The sequence below is a fragment of the Isoalcanivorax indicus genome (genome assembly GCF_003259185.1).
GTDB lineage: Bacteria > Pseudomonadota > Gammaproteobacteria > Pseudomonadales > Alcanivoracaceae > Isoalcanivorax > Isoalcanivorax indicus.
Genome location: NZ_QGMP01000001.1, coordinates 1108353 through 1129369 on the forward strand (window position 1 = coordinate 1108353; position 21017 = coordinate 1129369).

The 21017-nt window shown below is 61.8% G+C and carries 23 protein-coding genes and 1 tRNA gene; 14 read left to right on the top strand and 10 right to left on the bottom strand.

The window, feature by feature from the left end:
- Positions 1-40: 40 nt before the first annotated feature.
- From alaS to DKW65_RS05180, 4 genes are all read left to right on the top strand, one after another.
- The gene (gene alaS, locus DKW65_RS05165; protein WP_111656253.1) at positions 41-2647 is read left to right on the top strand and encodes an alanine--tRNA ligase; all 2607 of its coding nucleotides are present in this window, start codon (positions 41-43) and stop codon (positions 2645-2647) included.
- 112 nt (positions 2648-2759) lie between these two features.
- Positions 2760-3992 carry an aspartate kinase gene (locus tag DKW65_RS05170; protein ID WP_111656254.1) on the top strand — a complete coding sequence of 411 codons (1233 nt, stop codon included), beginning with the start codon at positions 2760-2762 and terminating at the stop codon, positions 3990-3992.
- A gap of 214 nt (positions 3993-4206) precedes the next feature.
- The gene (gene csrA, locus DKW65_RS05175) at positions 4207-4395 is read left to right on the top strand and encodes a carbon storage regulator CsrA (RefSeq protein ID WP_111656255.1); all 189 of its coding nucleotides are present in this window, start codon (positions 4207-4209) and stop codon (positions 4393-4395) included.
- A gap of 105 nt (positions 4396-4500) precedes the next feature.
- A tRNA-Ser gene (locus tag DKW65_RS05180) sits at positions 4501-4590 on the top strand.
- A gap of 182 nt (positions 4591-4772) precedes the next feature.
- On the opposite strand, the gene DKW65_RS05185 is transcribed toward DKW65_RS05180, so the two are convergent.
- From DKW65_RS05185 to DKW65_RS05220, 8 genes are all read right to left on the bottom strand, one after another.
- Entirely contained in the window at positions 4773-5621 is an 849-nt protein-coding gene (locus DKW65_RS05185; RefSeq protein WP_162925715.1) for a glutathione S-transferase C-terminal domain-containing protein, read from the bottom strand.
- Positions 5622-5803: 182 nt separating this feature from the next.
- Positions 5804-6139 carry a winged helix-turn-helix transcriptional regulator gene (locus DKW65_RS05190; RefSeq protein WP_111656257.1) on the bottom strand — a complete coding sequence of 112 codons (336 nt, stop codon included), beginning with the start codon at positions 6137-6139 and terminating at the stop codon, positions 5804-5806.
- Between the two features lie 463 nt (positions 6140-6602).
- Complete coding sequence (locus tag DKW65_RS05195; protein ID WP_111656258.1) at positions 6603-7526, bottom strand: SDR family NAD(P)-dependent oxidoreductase; 924 nt, start codon at positions 7524-7526, stop codon at positions 6603-6605.
- Positions 7523-8185: an SRPBCC family protein gene (locus DKW65_RS05200; RefSeq protein ID WP_111656259.1), complete on the bottom strand. Its 663-nt coding sequence runs from the start codon at positions 8183-8185 to the stop codon at positions 7523-7525. Before DKW65_RS05200 ends, DKW65_RS05195 begins: the two co-directional genes overlap by 4 nt.
- A 90-nt stretch (positions 8186-8275) precedes the next feature.
- Complete coding sequence (locus DKW65_RS05205) at positions 8276-8737, bottom strand: MarR family winged helix-turn-helix transcriptional regulator (RefSeq protein ID WP_111656260.1); 462 nt, start codon at positions 8735-8737, stop codon at positions 8276-8278.
- A gap of 25 nt (positions 8738-8762) precedes the next feature.
- Positions 8763-9209 (bottom strand): acyl-CoA thioesterase, encoded by a 447-nt coding sequence (locus tag DKW65_RS05210; RefSeq protein WP_111656261.1) that lies wholly within the window; start codon positions 9207-9209, stop codon positions 8763-8765.
- Between the two features lie 12 nt (positions 9210-9221).
- Positions 9222-10367 carry an iron-containing alcohol dehydrogenase gene (locus DKW65_RS05215; RefSeq protein WP_111656262.1) on the bottom strand — a complete coding sequence of 382 codons (1146 nt, stop codon included), beginning with the start codon at positions 10365-10367 and terminating at the stop codon, positions 9222-9224.
- 7 nt (positions 10368-10374) lie between these two features.
- Positions 10375-10716 (bottom strand): hypothetical protein, encoded by a 342-nt coding sequence (locus DKW65_RS05220; protein WP_111656263.1) that lies wholly within the window; start codon positions 10714-10716, stop codon positions 10375-10377.
- Positions 10717-10837: 121 nt separating this feature from the next.
- Here DKW65_RS05220 and DKW65_RS05225 point away from each other — a divergent pair, with 121 nt between their 5' ends.
- From DKW65_RS05225 to DKW65_RS05235, 3 genes are all read left to right on the top strand, one after another.
- Positions 10838-11482, top strand: coding sequence for a hypothetical protein (locus tag DKW65_RS05225; RefSeq protein ID WP_111656264.1), 645 nt, complete (start codon positions 10838-10840; stop codon positions 11480-11482).
- Positions 11483-11572: 90 nt separating this feature from the next.
- Positions 11573-12061 (top strand): hypothetical protein, encoded by a 489-nt coding sequence (locus tag DKW65_RS05230; RefSeq protein ID WP_162925716.1) that lies wholly within the window; start codon positions 11573-11575, stop codon positions 12059-12061.
- Positions 12058-12570, top strand: coding sequence for a hypothetical protein (locus DKW65_RS05235; protein WP_111656266.1), 513 nt, complete (start codon positions 12058-12060; stop codon positions 12568-12570). Before DKW65_RS05230 ends, DKW65_RS05235 begins: the two co-directional genes overlap by 4 nt.
- A gap of 4 nt (positions 12571-12574) precedes the next feature.
- On the opposite strand, the gene DKW65_RS05240 is transcribed toward DKW65_RS05235, so the two are convergent.
- Both DKW65_RS05240 and DKW65_RS05245 read right to left on the bottom strand, forming a co-directional pair.
- A complete protein-coding gene (locus DKW65_RS05240; RefSeq protein ID WP_111656267.1) occupies positions 12575-13420 on the bottom strand; it encodes a hypothetical protein in 846 nt (281 codons plus the stop codon).
- Positions 13420-14763, bottom strand: coding sequence for a CHASE2 domain-containing protein (locus DKW65_RS05245; protein ID WP_111656268.1), 1344 nt, complete (start codon positions 14761-14763; stop codon positions 13420-13422). Before DKW65_RS05245 ends, DKW65_RS05240 begins: the two co-directional genes overlap by 1 nt.
- Positions 14764-14931: 168 nt before the next feature.
- On the opposite strand from DKW65_RS05245, the gene DKW65_RS05250 reads away from it, so the two are divergent.
- The 7 genes from DKW65_RS05250 (at position 14932) to DKW65_RS15835 (ending at position 20975) form a co-directional block, all read left to right on the top strand.
- A complete protein-coding gene (locus tag DKW65_RS05250; RefSeq protein WP_162925717.1) occupies positions 14932-17046 on the top strand; it encodes a caspase family protein in 2115 nt (704 codons plus the stop codon).
- A 127-nt stretch (positions 17047-17173) separates the two neighbouring features.
- Entirely contained in the window at positions 17174-18229 is a 1056-nt protein-coding gene (locus DKW65_RS05255; RefSeq protein WP_111656270.1) for a hypothetical protein, read from the top strand.
- A gap of 484 nt (positions 18230-18713) precedes the next feature.
- Positions 18714-19109: an ankyrin repeat domain-containing protein gene (locus tag DKW65_RS05260; RefSeq protein WP_211315749.1), complete on the top strand. Its 396-nt coding sequence runs from the start codon at positions 18714-18716 to the stop codon at positions 19107-19109.
- A 61-nt stretch (positions 19110-19170) separates the two neighbouring features.
- The gene (locus tag DKW65_RS05265) at positions 19171-19557 is read left to right on the top strand and encodes a hypothetical protein (protein ID WP_111656271.1); all 387 of its coding nucleotides are present in this window, start codon (positions 19171-19173) and stop codon (positions 19555-19557) included.
- A 78-nt stretch (positions 19558-19635) separates the two neighbouring features.
- Complete coding sequence (locus tag DKW65_RS15825; protein ID WP_162925718.1) at positions 19636-19962, top strand: hypothetical protein; 327 nt, start codon at positions 19636-19638, stop codon at positions 19960-19962.
- 82 nt (positions 19963-20044) lie between these two features.
- Positions 20045-20323, top strand: coding sequence for a hypothetical protein (locus DKW65_RS15830; RefSeq protein WP_162925719.1), 279 nt, complete (start codon positions 20045-20047; stop codon positions 20321-20323).
- A gap of 160 nt (positions 20324-20483) precedes the next feature.
- Positions 20484-20975, top strand: coding sequence for a DUF4401 domain-containing protein (locus tag DKW65_RS15835; protein WP_162925720.1), 492 nt, complete (start codon positions 20484-20486; stop codon positions 20973-20975).
- The last annotated feature ends 42 nt before the right edge of the window (positions 20976-21017 follow it).

A 21017-nucleotide genomic window follows, 5' to 3' on the forward strand; every position in this document is an offset into this window, starting at 1 on the left:
CTGCACGCCTTCGACCCCAAGCCACTGTGCAGCGAGACCTATGAAGAGCGCCGACATCCGCCAGGCCTTCCTTGACTACTTTGCCCGTCAGGGCCATGCCGTGGTGCCCTCCAGTTCCCTGGTGCCCGCCGACGATCCGACCCTGCTGTTCACCAATGCCGGGATGAACCAGTTCAAGGATGTGTTCCTGGGCCGCGACAAGCGCGACTATACCCGCGCCACCAGCAGCCAGCGCTGCGTGCGCGCTGGCGGCAAGCACAACGACCTGGAAAACGTGGGCTACACCGCTCGCCATCACACCTTCTTCGAGATGCTGGGCAACTTCAGCTTCGGCGACTACTTCAAGCGCGAAGCGATCAAGTTTGCCTGGGAATTCCTGACCGTCGACATGAAGCTGCCGCCGGAGCGCCTCTGGGTGACGGTGCATGTGTCCGACGATGAAGCCGCCGATATCTGGCTCAAGGAAATGGGCGTCAGCGCCGAGCGTTTTTCGCGCCTGGACGAAGACAACTTCTGGCAGATGGGCGACACCGGCCCCTGCGGTCCCTGCTCCGAAATATTCTATGACCACGGAGCGGACGTGCCCGGTGGCCCGCCGGGCTCCGAGGGCGATGACCTGGATCGCTACATCGAGATCTGGAACCTGGTATTCATGCAATACGATCGCCAGCCCGACGGCGAATTGCAGCCGCTGCCGAAACCGTCGGTGGACACCGGCATGGGTCTGGAGCGCATTGCCGCCGTGATGCAGGGCGTGCATTCCAACTACGAAATCGATCTGTTCCAGGCGCTGCTCAAGGCCGCCGCCAAGGCAACCGGTACCACCGATCTTGAAGAAAAGTCCCTGCGCGTGATCGCGGATCATATCCGCTCATCGAGCTTCCTGATCGGCGATGGCGTCATTCCGTCCAACGAGGGCCGTGGCTATGTCCTGCGCCGCATCATCCGCCGCGCCCTGCGTCATGGCCACAAGCTGGGCTGCGACAAGCCGTTCTTCCACACATTGGTGGCGGCCCTGGTCGAGCAGATGGGCGATGCCTATCCGGCCCTGCGCACGGAGCAGGCCCGGATAGAAAAAGCGCTGCTGGCGGAAGAAGAGCAGTTCGGCCGTACGCTGGCCCAAGGGATGAAAGTGCTGGAGCAGGCGGTGGCGGGTCTGTCGGGCACAGTCATCCCCGGTGATGTCGTCTTCACTCTTTATGATACCCACGGTTTTCCGCCGGATCTGACGGCGGACGTGGCGCGGGAAAAAGGCCTGACCATCGATCAGGCAGGCTTTGATGCCGCCATGGCTGCCCAGCGCGAACGGGCTCGCGGTGCGGATGCCTTTGCCAGCGATTACAGCGACCGTCTGCAAATCGAAGGCAACACTGAATTTTCCGGCTATCAACTGCTGGATGATCAGGCTGCGGTGGTGGGCCTGTACCGTGAGGGTCAGGCGGTGGACACGCTGACAGCGGGCGAGGAGGGGATGGTGGTGCTGGAGCGCACGCCCTTCTACGCCGAGTCCGGCGGCCAGGTGGGCGACACCGGCCTGCTGACGGTGGGGAATGAAGCGCGCTTCAAAGTCGCTGACACCCGCAAGCGTCAGGCCGCCCATGTGCATCTCGGCACGCTGGAAAGCGGCAGCCTGAAGGTCGGTGACAAGGTCGCCGCGCGGGTGAATATCCAGCGCCGCAAGGCGATCATGCGTAATCATTCTGCCACTCACCTGATGCATGCCGCGCTGCGCAAGGTGCTGGGTGAGCACGTGACGCAGAAGGGCTCGCTGGTGGGCCCAGACTATCTGCGTTTCGATTTTTCCCATGGCGAGGCGGTAACGGCAGCGCAGATCGCTGAGATCGAAGACATCGTTAACGCGCACATTCTGGCCAATGTGCCGGTGAGCACCGAGTTGATGGATATCGACGCTGCGCGTGCGGCGGGCGCCATGGCCCTGTTTGGCGAAAAATACGATGACCAGGTGCGCGTGCTGACCATGGGCGAAGCGGCGTTCTCGAAAGAACTGTGCGGCGGCACCCATGTCGAACGCACCGGCGATATCGGGCTGTTCCGCATTACCCTGGAAGGCGCCTCGTCAGCGGGCATCCGCCGGATCGAGGCGGTCACCGGCGAAAACGCCCTGGCTGATGTACGCCGTCTGGCCGACACCGTGTCGCGCATCGCGGGCACGGTCAAGGTGGCGCCGGAGCAGACCCCGGAACGCGTGGCGCAACTGGTCAGCCGCACCCGCGAGCTGGAAAAGGATATCGAACGCCTGAAACAGAAACTGGCCTCCGGCACCGGCAACGACCTGACCAGCGCGGTGCAGGAGATCAACGGTGTCAAGATACTGGCCAGTCAGCTCGACGGGGCCGATGCCAAGGCCCTGCGCCTGGCCATCGACAAGCTCAAGGACAAGCTCGGCTCGGCGGTGGTGCTGCTGGCGGGTACCGAAGGCGACAAGATCAGCCTGGTGGCCGGGGTGACCAAAGACCTGGCCGAGCAGTATCCGGCGGGTGATCTGGTACGTCATGTGGCCAGTCAGATCGGTGGCAAAGGTGGCGGCCGTGCAGACATGGCGCAAGGTGGTGGCTCCGATCTGGCGGCGTTGCCCGGCGCGCTGGAAAGCGTGCGTGACTGGGCGGCCTCCCGCGCAGGTAACTGAGATTTAACGGTTTTTTCAAGGCAGACCCAGGCCCCGCCCGGACCGGCTTCATGCAATGTTCGCGCGGGAATGATAGAGTAGCGCGTTCTTTTTTTGCGGATTGGCTCAATATATGGCCCTCATAGTGCAGAAATACGGCGGCACCTCGGTAGGTACCGTCGAGCGTATTCAGGCCGTTGCCGAGAAGGTAGCGGGCTTCAGAAAACGGGGTGATGACGTTGTCGTCGTGGTGTCCGCCATGAGCGGGGAAACCAACCGGCTGCTCGACCTCGCGAAGAACATTACCGAGAACCCCATCCCGCGCGAGCTGGATGTGCTGGTGTCCACTGGCGAGCAGGTCACCATCGCCCTGCTGTCGATGGCCCTCAAGGAGATCGGCCAGGACGCCCGCTCCTACACCGGCGGCCAGGTGCGCATTCTCACCGACAGCAGCCACACCAAGGCGCGGATCGAAGACATCGACGCGCACAACATGCGTGCCGACCTCGACGCCGGGCGCGTGGTGGTCGTGGCGGGCTTCCAGGGCGTGGACGGCAACGGCAACATCACCACCCTGGGACGCGGCGGCTCCGACACCACCGCCGTGGCCCTGGCCGCGGCCCTGAAGGCCGACGAATGCCAGATTTACACCGACGTGGACGGCGTCTATACCACTGACCCGCGTGTGGTCGACAATGCCCGCCGTCTCAACAGCATTACCTTCGAGGAAATGCTCGAGATGGCCAGCCAGGGCTCCAAGGTCCTGCAGATCCGTTCCGTCGAGTTCGCCGGCAAATACAATGTGCCGCTGCGCGTACTGTCCAGCTTCCAGGATGGCCCTGGTACCCTGATTACCGTCGAAGACGAGGTTGATATGGAAAAGCCGGTCATTTCCGGAATTGCCTTTACCCGTGATGAAGCCAAGATCATCGTGCGTGGCGCCCCGGATACCCCGGGTATCGCCTACAAGATCCTCGGCCCGGTGAGTGCTGCCAACATCGAAGTGGACATGATCGTGCAGAACGTCGGCAAGGACGGCGCCGCCGACTTCACCTTCACCGTGCACCGCAACGATTTCAAACGTGCCCAGGAAGCGCTGCGCAAGGCCTCCGAAGAGCTCGGCAACCCCGAGATCATCGGTGACGACAAGATCGCCAAGGTGTCGCTGGTGGGCGTCGGCATGCGCTCCCACGCCGGGGTGGCCAGCAAGATGTTCGAAGCGCTGGCCCACGAAGGCATCAACATCGAGATGATCTCGACCTCTGAAATCAAGGTGTCCGTGGTCATCGCCGAGAAGTATCTGGAGCTGGCCGTGCGCGCCCTGCACTCCGCGTTCGAGCTGGACAAGGAGCCGGGCAGCGCCTGAGCGGACGACGGCGGCCGGGGTCTTCACTCGAAGCCCCGGCACCGGGGTGCCATACTGGCAGCGAGACATCAGTGCTGGCATATTGCATACTATGCGGCCCGCATCAGAGGCAAGCGCGCGGTCCCGGGCCAAGGATCACGCACGGAGGCGCTGGACCCCTGAGTAGCGGACATTTGCGCTCATTCAAGACCGAAAGGACCCAGGAGGGATCACCATGCTTATTCTTACCCGGCGAGTAGGCGAAACCCTGATGATTGGCGACGAAGTCACGGTCACCGTGCTCGGCGTCAAGGGCAATCAGGTTCGCATCGGCGTCAACGCCCCGAAAGAAGTTGCGGTACACCGCGAAGAGATCTACATGCGCATCCAGCACGAGAAGACCACAGACGGCGACGGCGCCTGATCTGGCCCTGTCAGTTGATGGTTTTCTGTGCGTTTGATGCACGGGCGCGCAATTCAGGCTGGGATTTCACGCTGAAGATGGTATGATGCGCGCCTTGACGAATACGGTGAGGTGGCCGAGTGGCTGAAGGCGCTCCCCTGCTAAGGGAGTATACGTTAACCCGTATCGAGGGTTCGAATCCCTCCCTCACCGCCAGACACAAAATAGCCCGCGAAAGCGGGCTTTTTTGTGTCCTCCGTTCGACAAGCCGCGCCAGCGGCGCAGGACGCGCAAAGCGCCCCCGACGGCGGCACCGAACCTCAGTTCTCGGTAAGTCCACGGCCCGCCACCTTCGACCCCGCCTCACCGCGTCAGCCTAGTCTCCCCTGCCTCCACCACTACCCCAAAAACCCCAAACACCCCGCCGCCTCCAGCTCCGGCGCCACCTTCTCACGGTCCGCGTCGCTCAGCGCACTCCAGCGGCGCCGTATCTCGGCATAGCACTTGGCCTGATAGGGGAAGGGCTGCTGCGCGTACCGTTGCCCCCGGATGAGCACCTCCACCTCGGTCTGGTCACCGTTGGCTGCCTTCGCGTTGGCTTCCAAAAAAGGCAGATACTCAGCGCCAATCATTTCCAGCACCCCGCGACGCGCCTGGAGCGCAGAGGGCGCCGAGGCCTGCCACTCACCCTCGACCCCGGAAGCATCATCAAGCAGGGCCAGCCAGCTTTCCAGCAAGGGTGCCAGCTCACGCATGAGATCGCGCGGCCATATGTCAGTGGCGAGCTGCACAAGCTGACCGTACAGGGCGAAATCCGCCAGCGAAGGCCTACTGCCGAACAGGTACTGCCTGCCGCTCAATGACTCACCCAGGGCGGCCAGAATGCGTCGATAACTCTGTTCGATGATGGGCGCTGTTTCCGGACTGGAGCCCACCAGAGCCATTCGGCTTCGCTGTCTGGCCTGGAACTGTTCGGCAAAGGCCTGAACCTGCGTTACCGTCAGATCGGCAAGCATCTCCTGCGCGATCCAGATCGCGGCACGCTCGGCGGTGGCATCGTGCTTCCAGCGATGGTGGAACATCCACTTGGTGCCCCATTCATCGGCGAAATCCTCAATCAGATGGCAAAGGAAGGCTTCGGCCGGGCAGGGCGGAACGATCGAACGCTCGCGGCTGTGCGCCTCCAGCGCATAGGCCAGCGGCGTCGAGTCCACCCGCCACTGCGCCTCACCGGGCATTCGCATCATGGGTATCAATGCCGGTCTGACGGACTCGACGTCTACCCCCATGCCGGGTTGTCGCCATCGCCAGATATGAGGGATCCGACGGTAGCGCAGGATGGCGCGTAACTTGCGTGAGTACGGGGATGGGTTTAGCCCTATGATTTCCACCATTTTATTCATTAATGACCACTTGTTGATAATGTTTGCTATTGAAGAGGGGCAAGTTTGGCCCAGCGATCTGCCAAGCTGGTAAGGCTCAGCAGCTTACGGCCCAACTCCTCGCCTAGCTCGGTAAGCGCGTAGCCGCCAAGCGCCAGTTCGATGATTCCGGACTTGCGAAGTGTTTGTAGCCGTGAATTCAGAACGCTCGGAGAGATGTTTTCGCACTTGTTCTGCAGGGCGCGAAAGGTCTGGGGGCCATCGCGCAGCTCCCAAAGGATACGCAGTGTCCAGCGTTGCCCGACCAACTCCAGCAGCTTGATGATCGGGCGAGATGCCTTTGAGCGGTCAGGATGGACGTGAGTGTTCTCTTCCGATTCCATGCAGGCTCCTACTAAATTAGTAGCAACGCTATCAATTTAGTAGCGCCATGGCAATCAAAATCGTCCGTGGAGCTTCCCGGCAGCGCGGTGTTGAAGCGCGAGACAAGCACAGCGCTATCTGGTGATGGACCGTCGGAATGCTATCAGGGTCTCGGCAAGTTCTTCTCCGGCGTCTTCCTGACTGAAGTGACCCGTGCCAGGTATGATCCGGTGCGGCTGATTTCGAGCGCCAGGGATAAGTTCATAAAACATTTCTTCCCAGCGTCGTGTAACGGCGTCACTGTCGCCAAACAATGTGAGGAAAGGTTTGCCGAAGCGTTCCAAGCTCGGTATCGAAGATGTCGAGGTAGTGCGGCGGCCAGGGGTAGCCATCGAGATTGTTGAACCGCCTCTCCGGCGTTCGCAGAACAGATGGACGTTTCATCTCGCTCTCCTGCACTGTCCAGTTTGCTTCGAGGCTTGATCAAAGATGATTGTCTTCTAATACCCTTAGGCAATGTTCATGGAGCTTCGCTCCCAGAGTACTATCGTTGGCTTTTGACGATGCGGGTGCAGGTTTGCCCGTATATGCCAGATAGCTCCCAGAGGGAGCCGACGCCTTGTTCAGTAGAATAAAGTTATTCAGGGCATTTGCGGACCGCTCCGGACCACTGACGCCGGGTACCAGAAAGCGTAACAGCGGCAGGAAGAAGTGCCAGCCGAATCTCTCCGGCCAGCTGCGCTCTCTTGCTAGGCTGGTGCCTGGCATTAGGCCGGGATCGAAAGAAAACCATTGCACGGCATTATCCTTGTGCGCCATATACCTCGCATACGCAATAGCGCACAATTTCGCTGTGGCATAGCGGTCCATCCCTTTCTGAATGTCTGTTCCGTCGCCATGTGCCGTGCCGGCTGCCAAGGCCTCCGTGTTGGAGAAAAAGTCCCCGCGGAAACCGAAGAGCGCCGCCAGACGATCTTCGGCATTATGAGTGCCGCTGCCCACCATAACTACCTTGGCCCCATTCATAAGGCGTGGGCGGAGCATCTCAACCAGAAGTGCATGGCCGAGAAAGTTGGTGGCAAATGTTTCATCGATTCCGTCATCGGTGAGGCGAGCTGGTCCTAGAAGCTGGATACCTGCATTGCAAATAACCCCTTTTATAAGGCTTTCACCCACTAGTTCGTCAATCACGGCATGGGAAAAATGGCGAATGGAATCAAGGCGGAGCAGATCGAGTGGGAATACGTTTAAGCGACTTTCAGGGAAAGACGATAGTTGTTTGCGGATTAATGCGGGATCCCGAGCTCCGATGATCAGGTGGCTGCTGCCGTCCTTTAATAGCATGCGAGCCAGATGAAAGCCCATGCCGGAAGATGCACCTGTCAAAATATAGGTGGTTGCTTTCACAGGTTTTCCTCCTTGCGTGCGAGACCATCATCGTTTTGGCGAGTGTTTTGAGCCGCTGCGGCAAAATGTGAATCTGCTTCGGCACCCAGCCGTTCCAAAGCGGCGGACATGTATCCGCGCCAGTTGGTTCTTACAAAGAGCGAAAGCGGGATGCGCCGAACCGGGCCCTTTGGCGTAAAGCTGTAGGTCCAGGTGACACGCGTCAGCTCACCGCCGGGACGTGATTCAAGCTCGAAGCGGCCGATGGCGTATTCAGCGAGGAGGCCTGCCTCATTGGTGAACCCCCAAAGCTGATAGGAAAAGTGCTCGCCAGGTACAACGCTCAGCAGCTGCTCCACCACCTGGTGCCCATCTTCCAATCGGACTCTACGGCGTGTTCCGGGCGTGCCCCACGTGTCGGTAAGCACCTCACTCGTCGCCACGCCAGGCAAACTGCGATAGGCGAGAAATACATCCTCCAGGGGCACAGTGATGATCCAGTCCAGTAACGCGTCAGCAGGGGCCTGGATATCAACCTCGACGGTATGGATGATGGACGAGCGATCGACCTGTCTTGGCGGCTCCGTACTGAATGACGGGTCGGTTGCCGGTACAGACACGCAGGCGGAAAGGGACAGCAAGGCAATCGGCAGAACCAGGCAAGAGATCGCAGAACGCATGATGCTCTCCAGAATATGCGCGACGGGCGCAGTGTCCGAGCATCATAATATACGTAGTTCGTAATATGCAATGGGCGATGTTTCTTTGTGCTATGGTTCTGGCTCTTGTCTGGCCATCGCGAGAGCAATCTTGCCGAACATGCTGATAAAGTGCTGGCGCTCTGAATCGGAGAGCGCCTCCAGCATAAGCCGACAGTCAGCCTCCTGCCCCGCGATAACCTGCTCGGCGATACGCAGGCCCGCTGCCGTCGGCTGGAGCTGCACAATGCGCCGGTTCGTCTCAGTGCGGCTGCGTGCCAACAGGCCGCTGCGAACCAGCCGGTCTACGATCGCTGATACGGTAGTGGGGACCATCCCCAGGTGCTGCCCCAGATCTGCGCCGATGCAAAGAGGGTGCGCAACCACATAAAGCAGTGCCTGCACATCGGTCTGGCTCAGGGGTTTGCTGAGGTCCGGGTGCTGCACGCCCTCACTGACCTTGAATGCGCGTATGAGCGCATCAATGGCGTGCCGGAATGCAGTGATCTGACTCTGCGGAATGGTGTTATTCATCCGTCGGACTATACGTTCTTCGCACTCATAAACCAATGGTCAGGCGCTCCAGTGCCATCCGCAAGGCCCCTGGCATTGCCACTGGCCGCCGTGTTTGGCGGTCCACAAACACATGGGTAAAGTATCCCTCGGCCACCGCGTCATCGTCGCCCTCACGAAACACCGCCACCCCATACTCCACCGAGGAATTCCCCAGCCGGTTCACCCGCAGCGCGCCTTCCAGCTTCTCCGGATACGCCACCGCCGCGTGATAGCGGCAGCCGGACGACACCACCAGGCCGATCACCTGGCCGTCATGAATATCCAGCCCGCCCTCGTGAATCAGGAAGTGATTGGCCACCGAATCGAAGTAGCCGTAGTAGGTCACGTTGTTCACATGGCCATACAGGTCGTTGTCATGCCAGCGCGTGGTGATCGGCGTGAAATAGCCGTAGTCGCCGCGCACACCACGGCTGCGGTCCGGGTTGGTCATGCGAGCGGCTCCTTACCAGGCGGCCTGATAGATGGCGACAGCGTCAGCTTCGCTGACCTCGCGCGGATTGTTCACCAGCAGGCGCTGCTGCAGCATGGCGTCGGCGGCCAGGCGGGCGATGGCGGATTCCGGGATGTCCATGTCGCGCAGGCGCACCGGCAGGTTCACCTTCTCCGCCAGGGCGGCCAGATAGTCGATCAACTGCTCGGCGGGATGGTCCCCCAGAGGGGCGCCCGCAGGCAGGATGATCGGCGCCAGTTCGGCATAGGCCTCGCGGGCCGCGGGCAGGTTGAAGCGCATGACATGGGGCAGCACCAGGCTGTTACTCAGGCCATGGGGAATGTGGTAAATGCCGCCCAGCGGGTAGGCCAGGGCATGCACGGCCGCCACCGGGGCGTTGGCAAACGCCTGCCCGGCGAGCATGGCGCCGAGCAGCATGTCCGAGCGGGCCTGCACCTGCTGGCCGTCATGCACGGCGGTTTCCAGATTGGCCGACAGCAGACGCAGTGCCTCGCGCGCCAGCATGTCCGAGTAGGGGTTCTTGCGCACCTTGCTGGTGTAGGCCTCGATGGCATGCACCATGGCGTCGATACCCGTGGCTGCCGTGACCGCCGGTGGCAGGCCCAGGGTCAGATGCGCGTCCAGGATCGCCAGGTCGGGCAGCAACTGCGGCGCCACCACACCCTGTTTGGTGGTCTCGCCGGTGGTGACAATGGCAATCGGTGTGACTTCCGAGCCGGTGCCCGCCGTGGTCGGCACCTGAATCAGCGGCAGCCGCTGGCCGCGCGCGTTGCCCACCCCGTACACCTGTTGCAGGGTCTGTTCGCCGGTACGCAGCAGCGCCACCAGCTTGGCGGTGTCCATGGCGCTGCCGCCACCGAAGCCGATCACGCCATCACAGTCGCCTGCCGCAGCCAGGGCTTGCTCTACCACTGATTCCGGTGGGTCAGCCACCACATCGCTGAAAATGCTCAGGGGCATGCCTGCAGCCTCGAAGGCCTCGCGGACCGGGCCGAGCAGGCCGCTGTTGACGATACCGCCGTCGGTGACCAGGCAGGGGCGCTGCATGCCCAGTTCGGCCGCCAGGGCGGGCAGGCGCGCGCTGGCGCCGGGTTCACAGATCAGGCTGCGGGTGGTGGTAAAGCTGAAGGCTGTCATAGCGTTGTTATTCCTCGCGCGTGCGTTCGCGTTCGATTTCGTATTCGCCCTCAATGATAGAGCCCCGACGGGGCGCTTGTCCGCCCGGTGGGGGCCGGCGTGTAAACGGCGGGGCGTCGTCGGCAGGCTGGCCTTGCTGTTGTGCCTGCCAGGCGCGCATCAAACGGCGGCGAATCCACCAGACACGCAGCATGAACAGCGCCGACATGATGATCGCCAGGCCCAGAATCACCAGAAACATGATGGCCCCGACAAACAGGGACGCAGCCAGCATGATGATCCCGCCGACCAGCATCAGCAGGCGCATGATCGGGTTCGCGGGTGGGCCTTGCAGGGGCGGACGATGCATGGCTATCGCTCCTGAGCGGAAGTAAGTGGCATCGCGCAGGGCGCGGTGTTCAGGCCGGTGTGCCTGTACCTCTCACTCCACAACAGCAAGTGAGAGCCTGCACAGCATACCGGAGGACAATATGGGGGCAAAAAAAAGCCTGACAAGGTACGGGCGCGGTGCCCTGGTGGCACTGGGGCTGGGGGTTGCGCTGTCAGCGGCGGCCACGCCGCACAGTCTCGGGATCTGCGAGGAAGACGACGGCATGTTCCTGGACGGCATGCGCCTGCCGGGGCTGACCGGCCGCAGCGTGCGTGATGACCAGCAGCCGCTGGTCCGTCACCTGGTGGAGCAGGGCATCCTGCGCGGTGGTGAGCCCTTCTCTGAGCGGGTGATGCAGGCGCACCTTCAGGTGGTCAGCGTCAGCCGCCAGCAGGTGGTGGTGCAACAGTGGGCCGGTGATGACGACGCCGCCCTCGCCATCGCCAGTCACTGGCGTCTGCTGCCGTATGAAGCGCCGGAACTGATGCATCTGGAGATCGAGTTGCAGGGCATGGTGCGTACCTATTCCGATATCTGGTTCGGCAATATGCCCTTGTCACACACCCGCTACACCGAGCGCGCCCATGGCCGCATGCTGCCGCAGTTGCAGGCGCAGCTGGATCTGGGGCGCCCGCTGATGGTGCGCAATCTGGCCCATGGTCATGAGCGCATCCTGTATCCACAGGACCTGCCGGAGATCATCGCCCGCAGCGTGGCGGCCTGTGCCACCCCGCCGATCTTCTGAGCATGATCCCGGAAGCATGGTGTGCGGATTGCGCAGCCGGGCAGGGCGGCTCAGAATCGGTGGCACAGGGTATCGGTGGAGGATTGAGGGATGATCGCAAGAAGCGTAATGATCGGGCTGGCCTGCCTGGGTTTGCAGATGGCCCATGCCTATGACGAACCGCATGATGCACCGGAAAAACTGGTCTATGTGGATGCCGACGTGTTCCTGATGCAACTGGACTCGCAGTTGCAACGGGGCGGCGATTACGAAGTGGTCTTTGTGGGCGGCGCGGTGAATGCCAATAACCTGCCTTCGCGCATCAATGAGCTGTTCACCCGAGTGCGTGACGCTGGCGGGGATATCCGCATTCGTGTGGCCAGCACGCCCGAGGTGCGTGATCGCGGGGTGGACAGTATTACCGGCGGTGTCAGCGACCTGTCGCGCGCCGTGGATGGCCTGGAACAGCTGCTGACCACCCGCGATCGGGTCAGCCGCATGATGCGCGGCAATCCCTACAAGGGGTATCACATCGAGCTGGATGTGGATGCCGCGGATGCATCGGTGGTGCGTCTGCTGCTGGTGCGGGACGAAGAATGATGCGGCGCGGGTGGGGGCCTGCCTGTGCCGTGCTGCTGCTGGCCCTGCTGGGCAGTGTGAGCGGTTGCAGTAGCCGCCCGGACGCCCCGGGTGCCGCTGCAGGCGAGGCCGTTCGACTGACCTACGTGCGCGAGCAGCAGTTCGATCACGACATGATCGCCCTGGTGCGGGAGCAGCCGGAAAGGGTGGTGGTGGAATTCCCCGGGCAGCCGGTCAACCTCAGCACCTTGCCGCCGGATCTGGCGCGGCTGCTGGATCTGTCGGCGCAACACGGCAGCGGCATTCGCCTGGTGGCCTGGGACGAATCGGTGCGCGAGCGTTCCCTGGGCATGCTGGAGATCAAGGCGGCGGTGGAAGGCGCGCGTTACCTGCGCTCGCTCTATGCCATGTCACAGCAGGAAATGCAGCGGCGCCGTGAGCGTCGCCTGGGCGACTACGATGTCGACCTGTTGTTTGATCCGCACAGCGGCAATCTGGTGTATCTGCGCTTCGAACGCAGCGCGCCCTGAGCGCTCAACGCCCGGCAAGATTGGCCAGCACCTGCGCCGCCAGCGGCACCTCATGCTGATGACGCGCCAGCGCCTGCACGGCGCCAAACCAGGTTTCCGGGCCGCCGCGCTGTAGCGCCTCAAGCGCCCCGTAAACCGCGTCCACCGCATCCCCCGCGTGATCCGCTGGCGCGGACAGGTTCAGCACCTGACGGTGGCAGCCGCTGTCAAAACAGATCTCCAGCCGATAATCGCCCGGAGAAAGCGCCTGCACCGGCAGTATCGCCTGTTGCAGCGCCGGCAACTGAAAGCGCTCGGCCACCAGGGTTTCCGTATTGTCCCCGGCCAGCGCATACAAACGCACGGTTTCCGGCATGGTGTGGCCGCGCCAGACCACAAACAACGGATTGCCGAGGTGCGCTTCGCCAGTGATACCCGGCATCAGCCACGGCACAGGATGATCAGCGGTGCTGCGCGATACGGCACCCACCGCACGCAGCAGGTCATCGTCCCGCCGCACCAGAGTGATGGCCCAGTTGACCAGATTGCTGACCACGCCATCGCCCTGCGGGGCGCTCGCCACGGTATAGGGGCTGTCGGCGGCACTCAGGTCAACACGCTGGCCATTCAGATCCAGGGTTGCACGGGCATTCCCGGTCAGTATCAGGCGCATGCCTGTGTCCACGGCATCCAGCGGCAGCAGAGGCTGCCGGGTGCCGTCGTCCCGTTCGGCCAGTAGCGCACCGTCGCCGGGAGACAGCGTCAGCACGTGTCCGGCCTGGGTCTGGGCGTTGGCATAAGCCGGTACAGCAAGGCTCAGGCCGCACAGCAGCGTGGCCAGCACACGCAGGGAAAAGCGCGCCATCAACATCAGGGTCTCCTGTACTGCCGGAAGCGGTGAATCCAGCGATACACCTCAACCGCCAGCAACGGCAGCAGAAAATTCAGCCACACCCCCGAGCGGAAATACAGCAGGCTCAAGGGGATGACCAGTAACACAATGCCCGCCAGCGTGCCCAGATTGGCCCACAGCGGCGGCAGGCGCACAAAGCAGAACGACAATACCAGGACCAGCAGGCTGGTGATCAGCGCCGTGGTCCAGAACGACGGCGGCCTGATCTGGCCAAAACGTTCGAGGGAGTGCAGAGCATTTATCAACACCATGGGCCCGGCCATGCTGCCCAGCGGTGTGGCATGCACATCGCCGGATTCCACATGACTGGCGCCGATAATCACAGTGCGCTTGTACACCAGGTGATCCGGCAGGCGCTCCGTTTGCGCAAGGAGCGCCGACACCGGCAGACGAATGACCAGCGGCCGACTGCCGCCGGACGCCAGGGGCTGATGCGCCCAGCCGCTGGCCGGGGCATCCGGCAAGGTGAACAGTATCCGCTCCCCCAGGCCGCGCGTGCCGGACTGGCCGGGCAGATACAGCTGCACCGACTGCTCGCCCAGTTGCAGCCGGGGCAGGGCGGGCAGCGTCTCGCCCTCGCAATCGCCCCCCGGCCAGCGGTCCAGCTGCGCCTGCAGCGAGGCCAACGCGTCCTGTTGGCGCGCCAGGGCCACCAGCTGCACCGAGGGCAACAGTTGCGCCTGCCCGCCCTGACACACCGGCTCCACCAGACGCCAGCGGCGCACGCGCCGATCCGGGTCCAGAGTGAAGAAGGGCGCCGCCCAGGCCGCGCCTGCGCTGACATCCTCCAGCACCGTGGCGCGCGGCGTGCCCAGCCCGGCGGGCGTCGGCGCGGGCGTCAGAGTGCGCATCAGCGTCAGCGGTGGCGCGTCGCCACTGGCTTGCCAGCGCGCCATGACGGCGGCCAGCGGTGCCAGGTCACGCAGGCTGCGGCGGCTCAGGTCGATATCCAGAATGACCTCGTTGGCCCGGGTCTCCACCAACTGCTCCAGCAACCGCGCCAGCACCTCGGCCGGCACCAGATGCGGCTCACCAAGCGCCACCCAGGAGGGCGTGTCCAGATCGATGAACAGGTACGGGGTGGCGTCCGCCGGGGCGGGGGTATTGGCGGTCATGCGCATCAGCCAGTCGAGACCGGCGGACTGCTGCCGCGCCAGCAGCGGCTGATGCTGGAACAGTTGCAGGGTGACCAGCACCACCAGGGCGATCAGCAGATTGACAATAAACTGGCGGGGCAGGGGCGCCAGGGTACGCCAGCGATGGCGACTGGATATCAGGACGCGTTGCGCCAGCGTTGTCATGAGATTCCCGTTTGCGATTACACTTTGCGCTTGAACAGCAAGACAGAGCGTGCCGGTTTGCGCGCGCCGACACAAGAAACAGATACCACGGGCCAGGGTTCAAGGGCGGGGTGGCGTCCCTCTCACCCGCAGGGCGTCAACACGGGCATCATGATCGGGAGCATCGATATGCACAGGTTTCTGCGAGGCAGCACGGCAGCGCTGGTCTTTGTCCTGGCCGGGTTCGGGCTGACGCCTGCGCTCGCCGCCCAGCAGCACGCCCTGCTGGTGGGGGTGTCGGAATACCCGGAACTGGCCGCCTCCCTGTCGCTGGACGGCCCGCGCCAGGATATCCCGCGCCTGCGCAGCATGCTGTTGCAGCAGGGCTTCGACGACAAGCGCGTGCGCGTGCTGGCAGATGGCGTGGAAGGGGCACATGGCCTGCCCACCCTGGCCGCTATCACCGAGGCGGTAGAAGCACTGATCAAGACGGTGGACGCGGGCGATCTGGTGTTCCTGCATTTTTCCGGCCATGGCACCCAATCCCCCACGGATGACCTGGAACGTGAGCCCGATGGCCTCGACGAGCTGTTTTTGCCCCGCGATGTCAGCAACTGGAATTTCGAACAGAAATCGGTGCCCAACGCCCTGTATGACTATCAGGTGGGCGAGTGGCTGGACGCGCTGCGCGGCAAAGGCGCCCACGTCTGGATCGTCTTCGACAGCTGCCACGCCGGCACCATGACCCGCAGTGTCAGCGACCAGAGCGTGCGCATGCGCCAACTGACACCGGAAGCCCTGGGCATTCCCGTCACCCGCACCCGCAGCGTGACACAGGCCGATGCCACACCCAGCTTTATGCGCCCCGCCGACGCCCCCGGCGATCTGATCGCGTTCTTTGCCTCGCAAAGCCACGAAACCACCCCGGAAATGCGCCTGCCACTGGGCGACCCGAACGGCGAATTCAACGGCCTGTTCAGCCACACCCTGGTGCGCATGCTCGGCCAGAACCCGAACGTCAGCTACCGCCAGCTCGCGCAATTGATTATGGCCGAGTACAACGCCCTGCCATGGCGCGCCAGCACGCCCCTGATCGTGGGCACCCAGATGGACCGCCGCGTGTTCCACCGCGACGGCGAACTGCCCGCCCGTTACACCGTGCGCCGGGACGGCGGCGACCTGATTATCGACGCCGGTCAACTGAACGGCTTCGACACCGACGCCGTGGTCGGCCTCTACACCAGCCCCACCGCCGACACGCCCGTGGCGCGCACCACAGTGCGCAGCAGCTCCCTGGTCTCCAGCCGCGCCCCCCTGCCCGAAGATCTGGGCCGCGCCAGCGTCTGGGCCGCCCTTGAACGCCCCGCCCTGAATGTCAGCCACCGCGTGCGCTGGGCCACGCCGCCCCCCGACGTGTGGCGCAAGGCGCAGGAGGCGGCGGCGCAGTCCGATCTGCTCAAGCGCACCCTGAACTGGGTGGCACCGGGCGACGATGCCGACCTGCTCCTGCATGTCAGCGGCGGCCGCCTGTTCTTCATCAATCGCGACGACCGCCTGTCCTGCGACCTGCTCAAGGCGCTGTCCTTGCCCGCAGAAGCCGGCTGCGAGCAGGCGGACGACACGCGCCTGCGCAGCGTCGCTTTCGAGGGCAACCCGGAAGCGGCCCTGGCCGCCAACCTGCTTAATAACGGCCTGCAACGCTGGGTGCGCGCCGCCAACCTGCTACGCACCGCATCGGTACTGCAAGGTGGCAGTGGCGCCGCCACCGCACTGGAAACCCGCTTCGAATATCGCCGTGATGGCCGTGGCGACTGGCGCGCCTATGACCCCGCCGCGCCACTGGCCCTGTACGCCGGTGATGAAGTCCGCCTGAGCGTCACCAACACCGGCCGCACCGATGCCGACATCAGCGTGCTGTTTGTCGATAACGCCCACGGCATCTATCAACTGTGGCCCGAGCCCGGCCAGGCCGGCCGCCTTGGCCCCGGCCAGCGCGCCCAGGCCCTGGCCCCCACCGAAGTCACCAGCGACACCGTTGGCGCCGAACAACTGCTGGTGCTGAACAACCCCACCAGCCGCGGCGGCCCGCCGGTCAACTACGCCTGGCTGGAACAATCGCCGATGGAATACAGCAGCCTGCGCCACGCCGACGCCGCCATCGCCACCCGCAGCGTCGGCGGCGCCGCCAGCCTGCTCGCCGAAGGCGTCGGCGACATGCCCCTGACCCGCGGCCTCGGTGCCTCACGCAATAGCACCCCCGAAGCCGGCGCCCACGTCATCCGCTGGGAAACCCGCGCGCGCTAACCGCGTGGGGAAACCACAATATTTGCGCAATTGCGCCCATGCGCTGCGCCATCCCTGTCCCTCTCAACGCGTAACCGGGGCCTGCCAAGGCCCCACAGCAAGTGTTTACGCACCGGGAGGATCACCCATGCACCGTTTAATCCAGCGCGCCGGCATACTGCTCACCGTGCTCTTCACCGCAGTCGGCCTCACCGCCTGCGGCGGCAGCAGCGACAGCGGCAACAAGGCCCTACCGAGAGCCACCGATCTGCCCGTGATGCAAAGCAACGCCCAGGGCAACATGACCGTGCTCAACACCACCCAGGACACCCTGATCGTCAGCACCACCCCCAGCTTCCGCCGCGACAACGGCCGCGTCTGGCGCCTGGCCGGCACCTCCGCCACCGTCGACCTGCGCAGCCTCACCGGCCCCAATGACGTGATCCGCCTGCACGTGACCACCGCCAGCGCCTACCAGCAACTGCGCGACGGCACCCCCACCGCAGAACTGGAGATCATCAGCTCCCCGGTCTTTATTGCCCGCGAAGGCGGCACCTGGAACCCCTACGGCGCCCTGCGTGACAGCCCCCACGCCAAGACCGGCACGCTGGTGGTGTGCAACTACACCGACGACGTGATCGGCATCACCATCGGCAGCTCAATGAACGCGCTGGAAGGCCTGGTTAACCGTGGCGCCTGCAACGTGCCCCTGCGCTTGCCCGCAGACGGCCTGATGACCGTGTATGCCCTGGAAATGCCTTCCCTCGCCGTGGTACGCCAGGCTGAAGTCGCCATCTTCGAAGGGCAGCGCAGCGAACTGATTATCGGCGAACAACAACTGCCGCCCGCACAAGCCACCCTGACGCTGACCTCCAACACCCCCTGGCACGTCAACGTGCGCAACGCCCTGACCGGCCAGCCCTTGTACAACAGCGCCTGCAACAATTGCAGCACCGTGATGGCAGGCGGCAGCGGCAACTTCATCATCCCCGCCAATATCGAAGTGCAAATCGAAGTGACCACCACCGACGGCGTACACCGCGTGCTGTCCCCCATCGTCGCCGTAGCCACCGACGGCCGCGTGGACCTGGTGCTGCGCCGCAACGAGCAGGGCGAGCCGGAAATCATCGAAGCCCCGGCCCTCAACTACGGCATGTGTATGCCCGGTGACAGTTACTGGATCAATTACTACTACTGCGGATAGCACACGAACCCGCATGCCGAAGGCAGGCAGGGGCGGTCAGCCAGGCTGACCGCCACTGCTGCGTGGTACGGGGTTGCCATCATATTTCCGGCGGGGCAGTATCAGGGCAGGGTTACTGGCATGCCGGACAAGCGCCCACCAACAGAGGTGCCGCCGCCACGCTATCAATATGCTGAAAATCATGATGCTCGCCACGCAGGGGATGATGTGTGGGATGTCGGGTAGGGCGGTAGCGTGTTTGGGTGTCTGGTTTTGCCTATCAGTCTGAGACGCCAGCATGTCTCAAGGCCATCGCGGTTTGGACAATGTTATTGGATTGGGAAAAGAAGAAGTCACGCGAACAGGTTGTGCTCGATTGGCGCACCCTCTAACAAACTGATTTGTAAGAACTATTTTTTATTATATGAATAAATATATTGTGATAGGCCGCGTGCGTCGTTATTGGATATAGACGCCGGCGTCTTAATACCTGTTAGGTGGCCCTATGGCTAAGCGGTCCAAGCAGAGAATGACCCTTGAGGAAATTCTTCAGGCTACATCGGATTCTTTATTTCCGGCTGAACGTGGGAAGAGACTGGTTGCGGTTAATTCCACGGATGTGGATGGCGATACTCCCCTCCATGTCATGGCTGTGCGAGGCGATAGCTTCGCGTGCCAGGCTCTCGTTGACGCCGGGGCCGACGTCAACGCTATCGGAGACATGGGGCAAACCCCGCTTCACGTGGCCATCTCTCGGGGTTACATTGAAATCGTTGAGTTGCTGCTGAGGGCGGGCGCTAGAACTGACATTCAGTCCGAGTTTGGCGAAACCCAGCTTGAGAAAGCAAAGAAGAAAGGTGGGGAAATTGCGCGGCTTGTAGCACGGGCCGAAGCCACCTAACCAGAAAAGGCGCCCGGACGCCTTCGGCGCCGGTGCTTACGGACGTTAGACGACGAGAAAAATGGAAAATGACTCCGATCAAAATGTGAGACTTGTGAATGCACTCCTTTTGCTTACCGAGAAAGGTGAAGCTGTGTGGGTGAGGGATGCCGAAGAAGGGTTTATTGTTTGCTCTTTGAAAGAGGATATATTGCATTTCAGGATCCAATCCGGAGAGGATGAGTTTGTAAGTCCAGAGCACGAAGAAGTGCTTGCGATCTCAAGCAGTTTCAGAGGGGTTGAGTATCTTTGGCTGCGAGAAACTGGGGGCTGGGATGGCTTGCTAAGCTTGCTATGCGGCGCGAAGCTAGATGCCGAGCGCTATTATAAGCTGGGTAAGTTGGCGCAGAATGCAAGCCGTGTTGCGATAGAGAGAATGGCAAGTGGTGCAAGATCGTCTAACAAGTAGCTCAATCATGTTCCGGCCCTCTCGGGCCTCCACCGGACACGCTTACGCGTGCCGCTTAGCTGGTCGTTAGGAGCGAGCGTGTTGAAGCATCCACTTTTTAGTGAGGCCATGGATGACAGGTTTAGCGCCTTCTTCCTGAGAGCTTCTAGATCTCCAGTATGGTTGGCCCTTGGAATTCTGGCTTTAGTTGCTATTTTGTGTTTTCTCTTTGTGCCACTTGAAAATGGTAGCTTTTTTGAAAAAGCACTAATGGGTTTTGGCGTAACAGGGATTCTATTTACTTGGCTGGCTGCCCAGGCGAGCGCATACCAAAGGAAGCGAACGCAATGGCTGGTTGCAGTCTTTTTGTTGTGGCCACTTTCTTACTGGTATCTATTGAGTGAAAAATATCGTGAAATCACCTAACAAGCAGCGCCAGTACGCGCCCACTGGGCGCCGGACGCACTTCGTGCGCCACTGCGCAGGTCGTTATGTGGGTGAATACTGAATGGTGCGGCGAATCATTATAGGGATATTTCTGGCTTCGTTATTGGCGGCCTTGCCGACCATGATTATGGGCTACGAATCTCAGGCCAAGTATATTGCTGCACCGGCTTTACTCTTGTCAGGTTGGGCCGCAGTTGGCCATTTGATTACTCTGGATGATGACGCATCCGGGGGATGGTCTAACCCAAAAGGTGCTAAATCAATTTGGCGAAGCTCTATGGTGGAGCTGAGCTTAAAGGTAATAGTTTTTGTGGTGGTCGGCATCATGTTTTATGCGTAACCACATAACCAATTGCTTAAGTACACTCCGGGCCTGTCGGCCCTCCGTGGGACGCCAAAATCTTGCGCTTTTGTCGCCCCTTAGCAAAGGCGTTAGGCATAAGAGGTGAGCATTGAGGAATTTTGGGGTTGGCGCTGCGTGCTTCATCGCGTTCCATATCATGGGGGCGCTATTGTATGCGGCGTTGCTGGCTAGTGGCTTCTGGCTTGTTCAGGATCACATCGATCCTGTAGAGAAGGCAGACTATCTTTCTGATCTCTTGTCCAATAACAATCTGTGGCTCCTATGCTTTGGGTTCAGTGCTGTAGTTAGTGCCGCTATATATGGAGCAAAAGTCAACTCAGCAAGTCGATATGTGCCAACCGCTATATATGCTCTTATTGTAGGGCTTCGAATGGCGCTTGCAGTGGTAGATGAATTTTCCCATGCTATTCTCGTTTTCATTTTAGTGGCATTGCTTTGTTTCTTCGCTTCCCAGATGGTCTGGGGGGCGAAAAGAAGAAGCGAGAAACACCCTTATGAAGAAGAGAATGCGCCTGCGGTATCTTTCCAGGAAAAAGTTAATCAGTTGCGAGCTAGGCAGCGAGAGGCTCGCCAGAAGGTGCCTAACAATTCGCTGAAGTCGGGGACGCCAGAAAACGGCGCCCCTTAGCTCTGCGTTAGCCCGCGATCATTAAATAATTTGATATGCAAA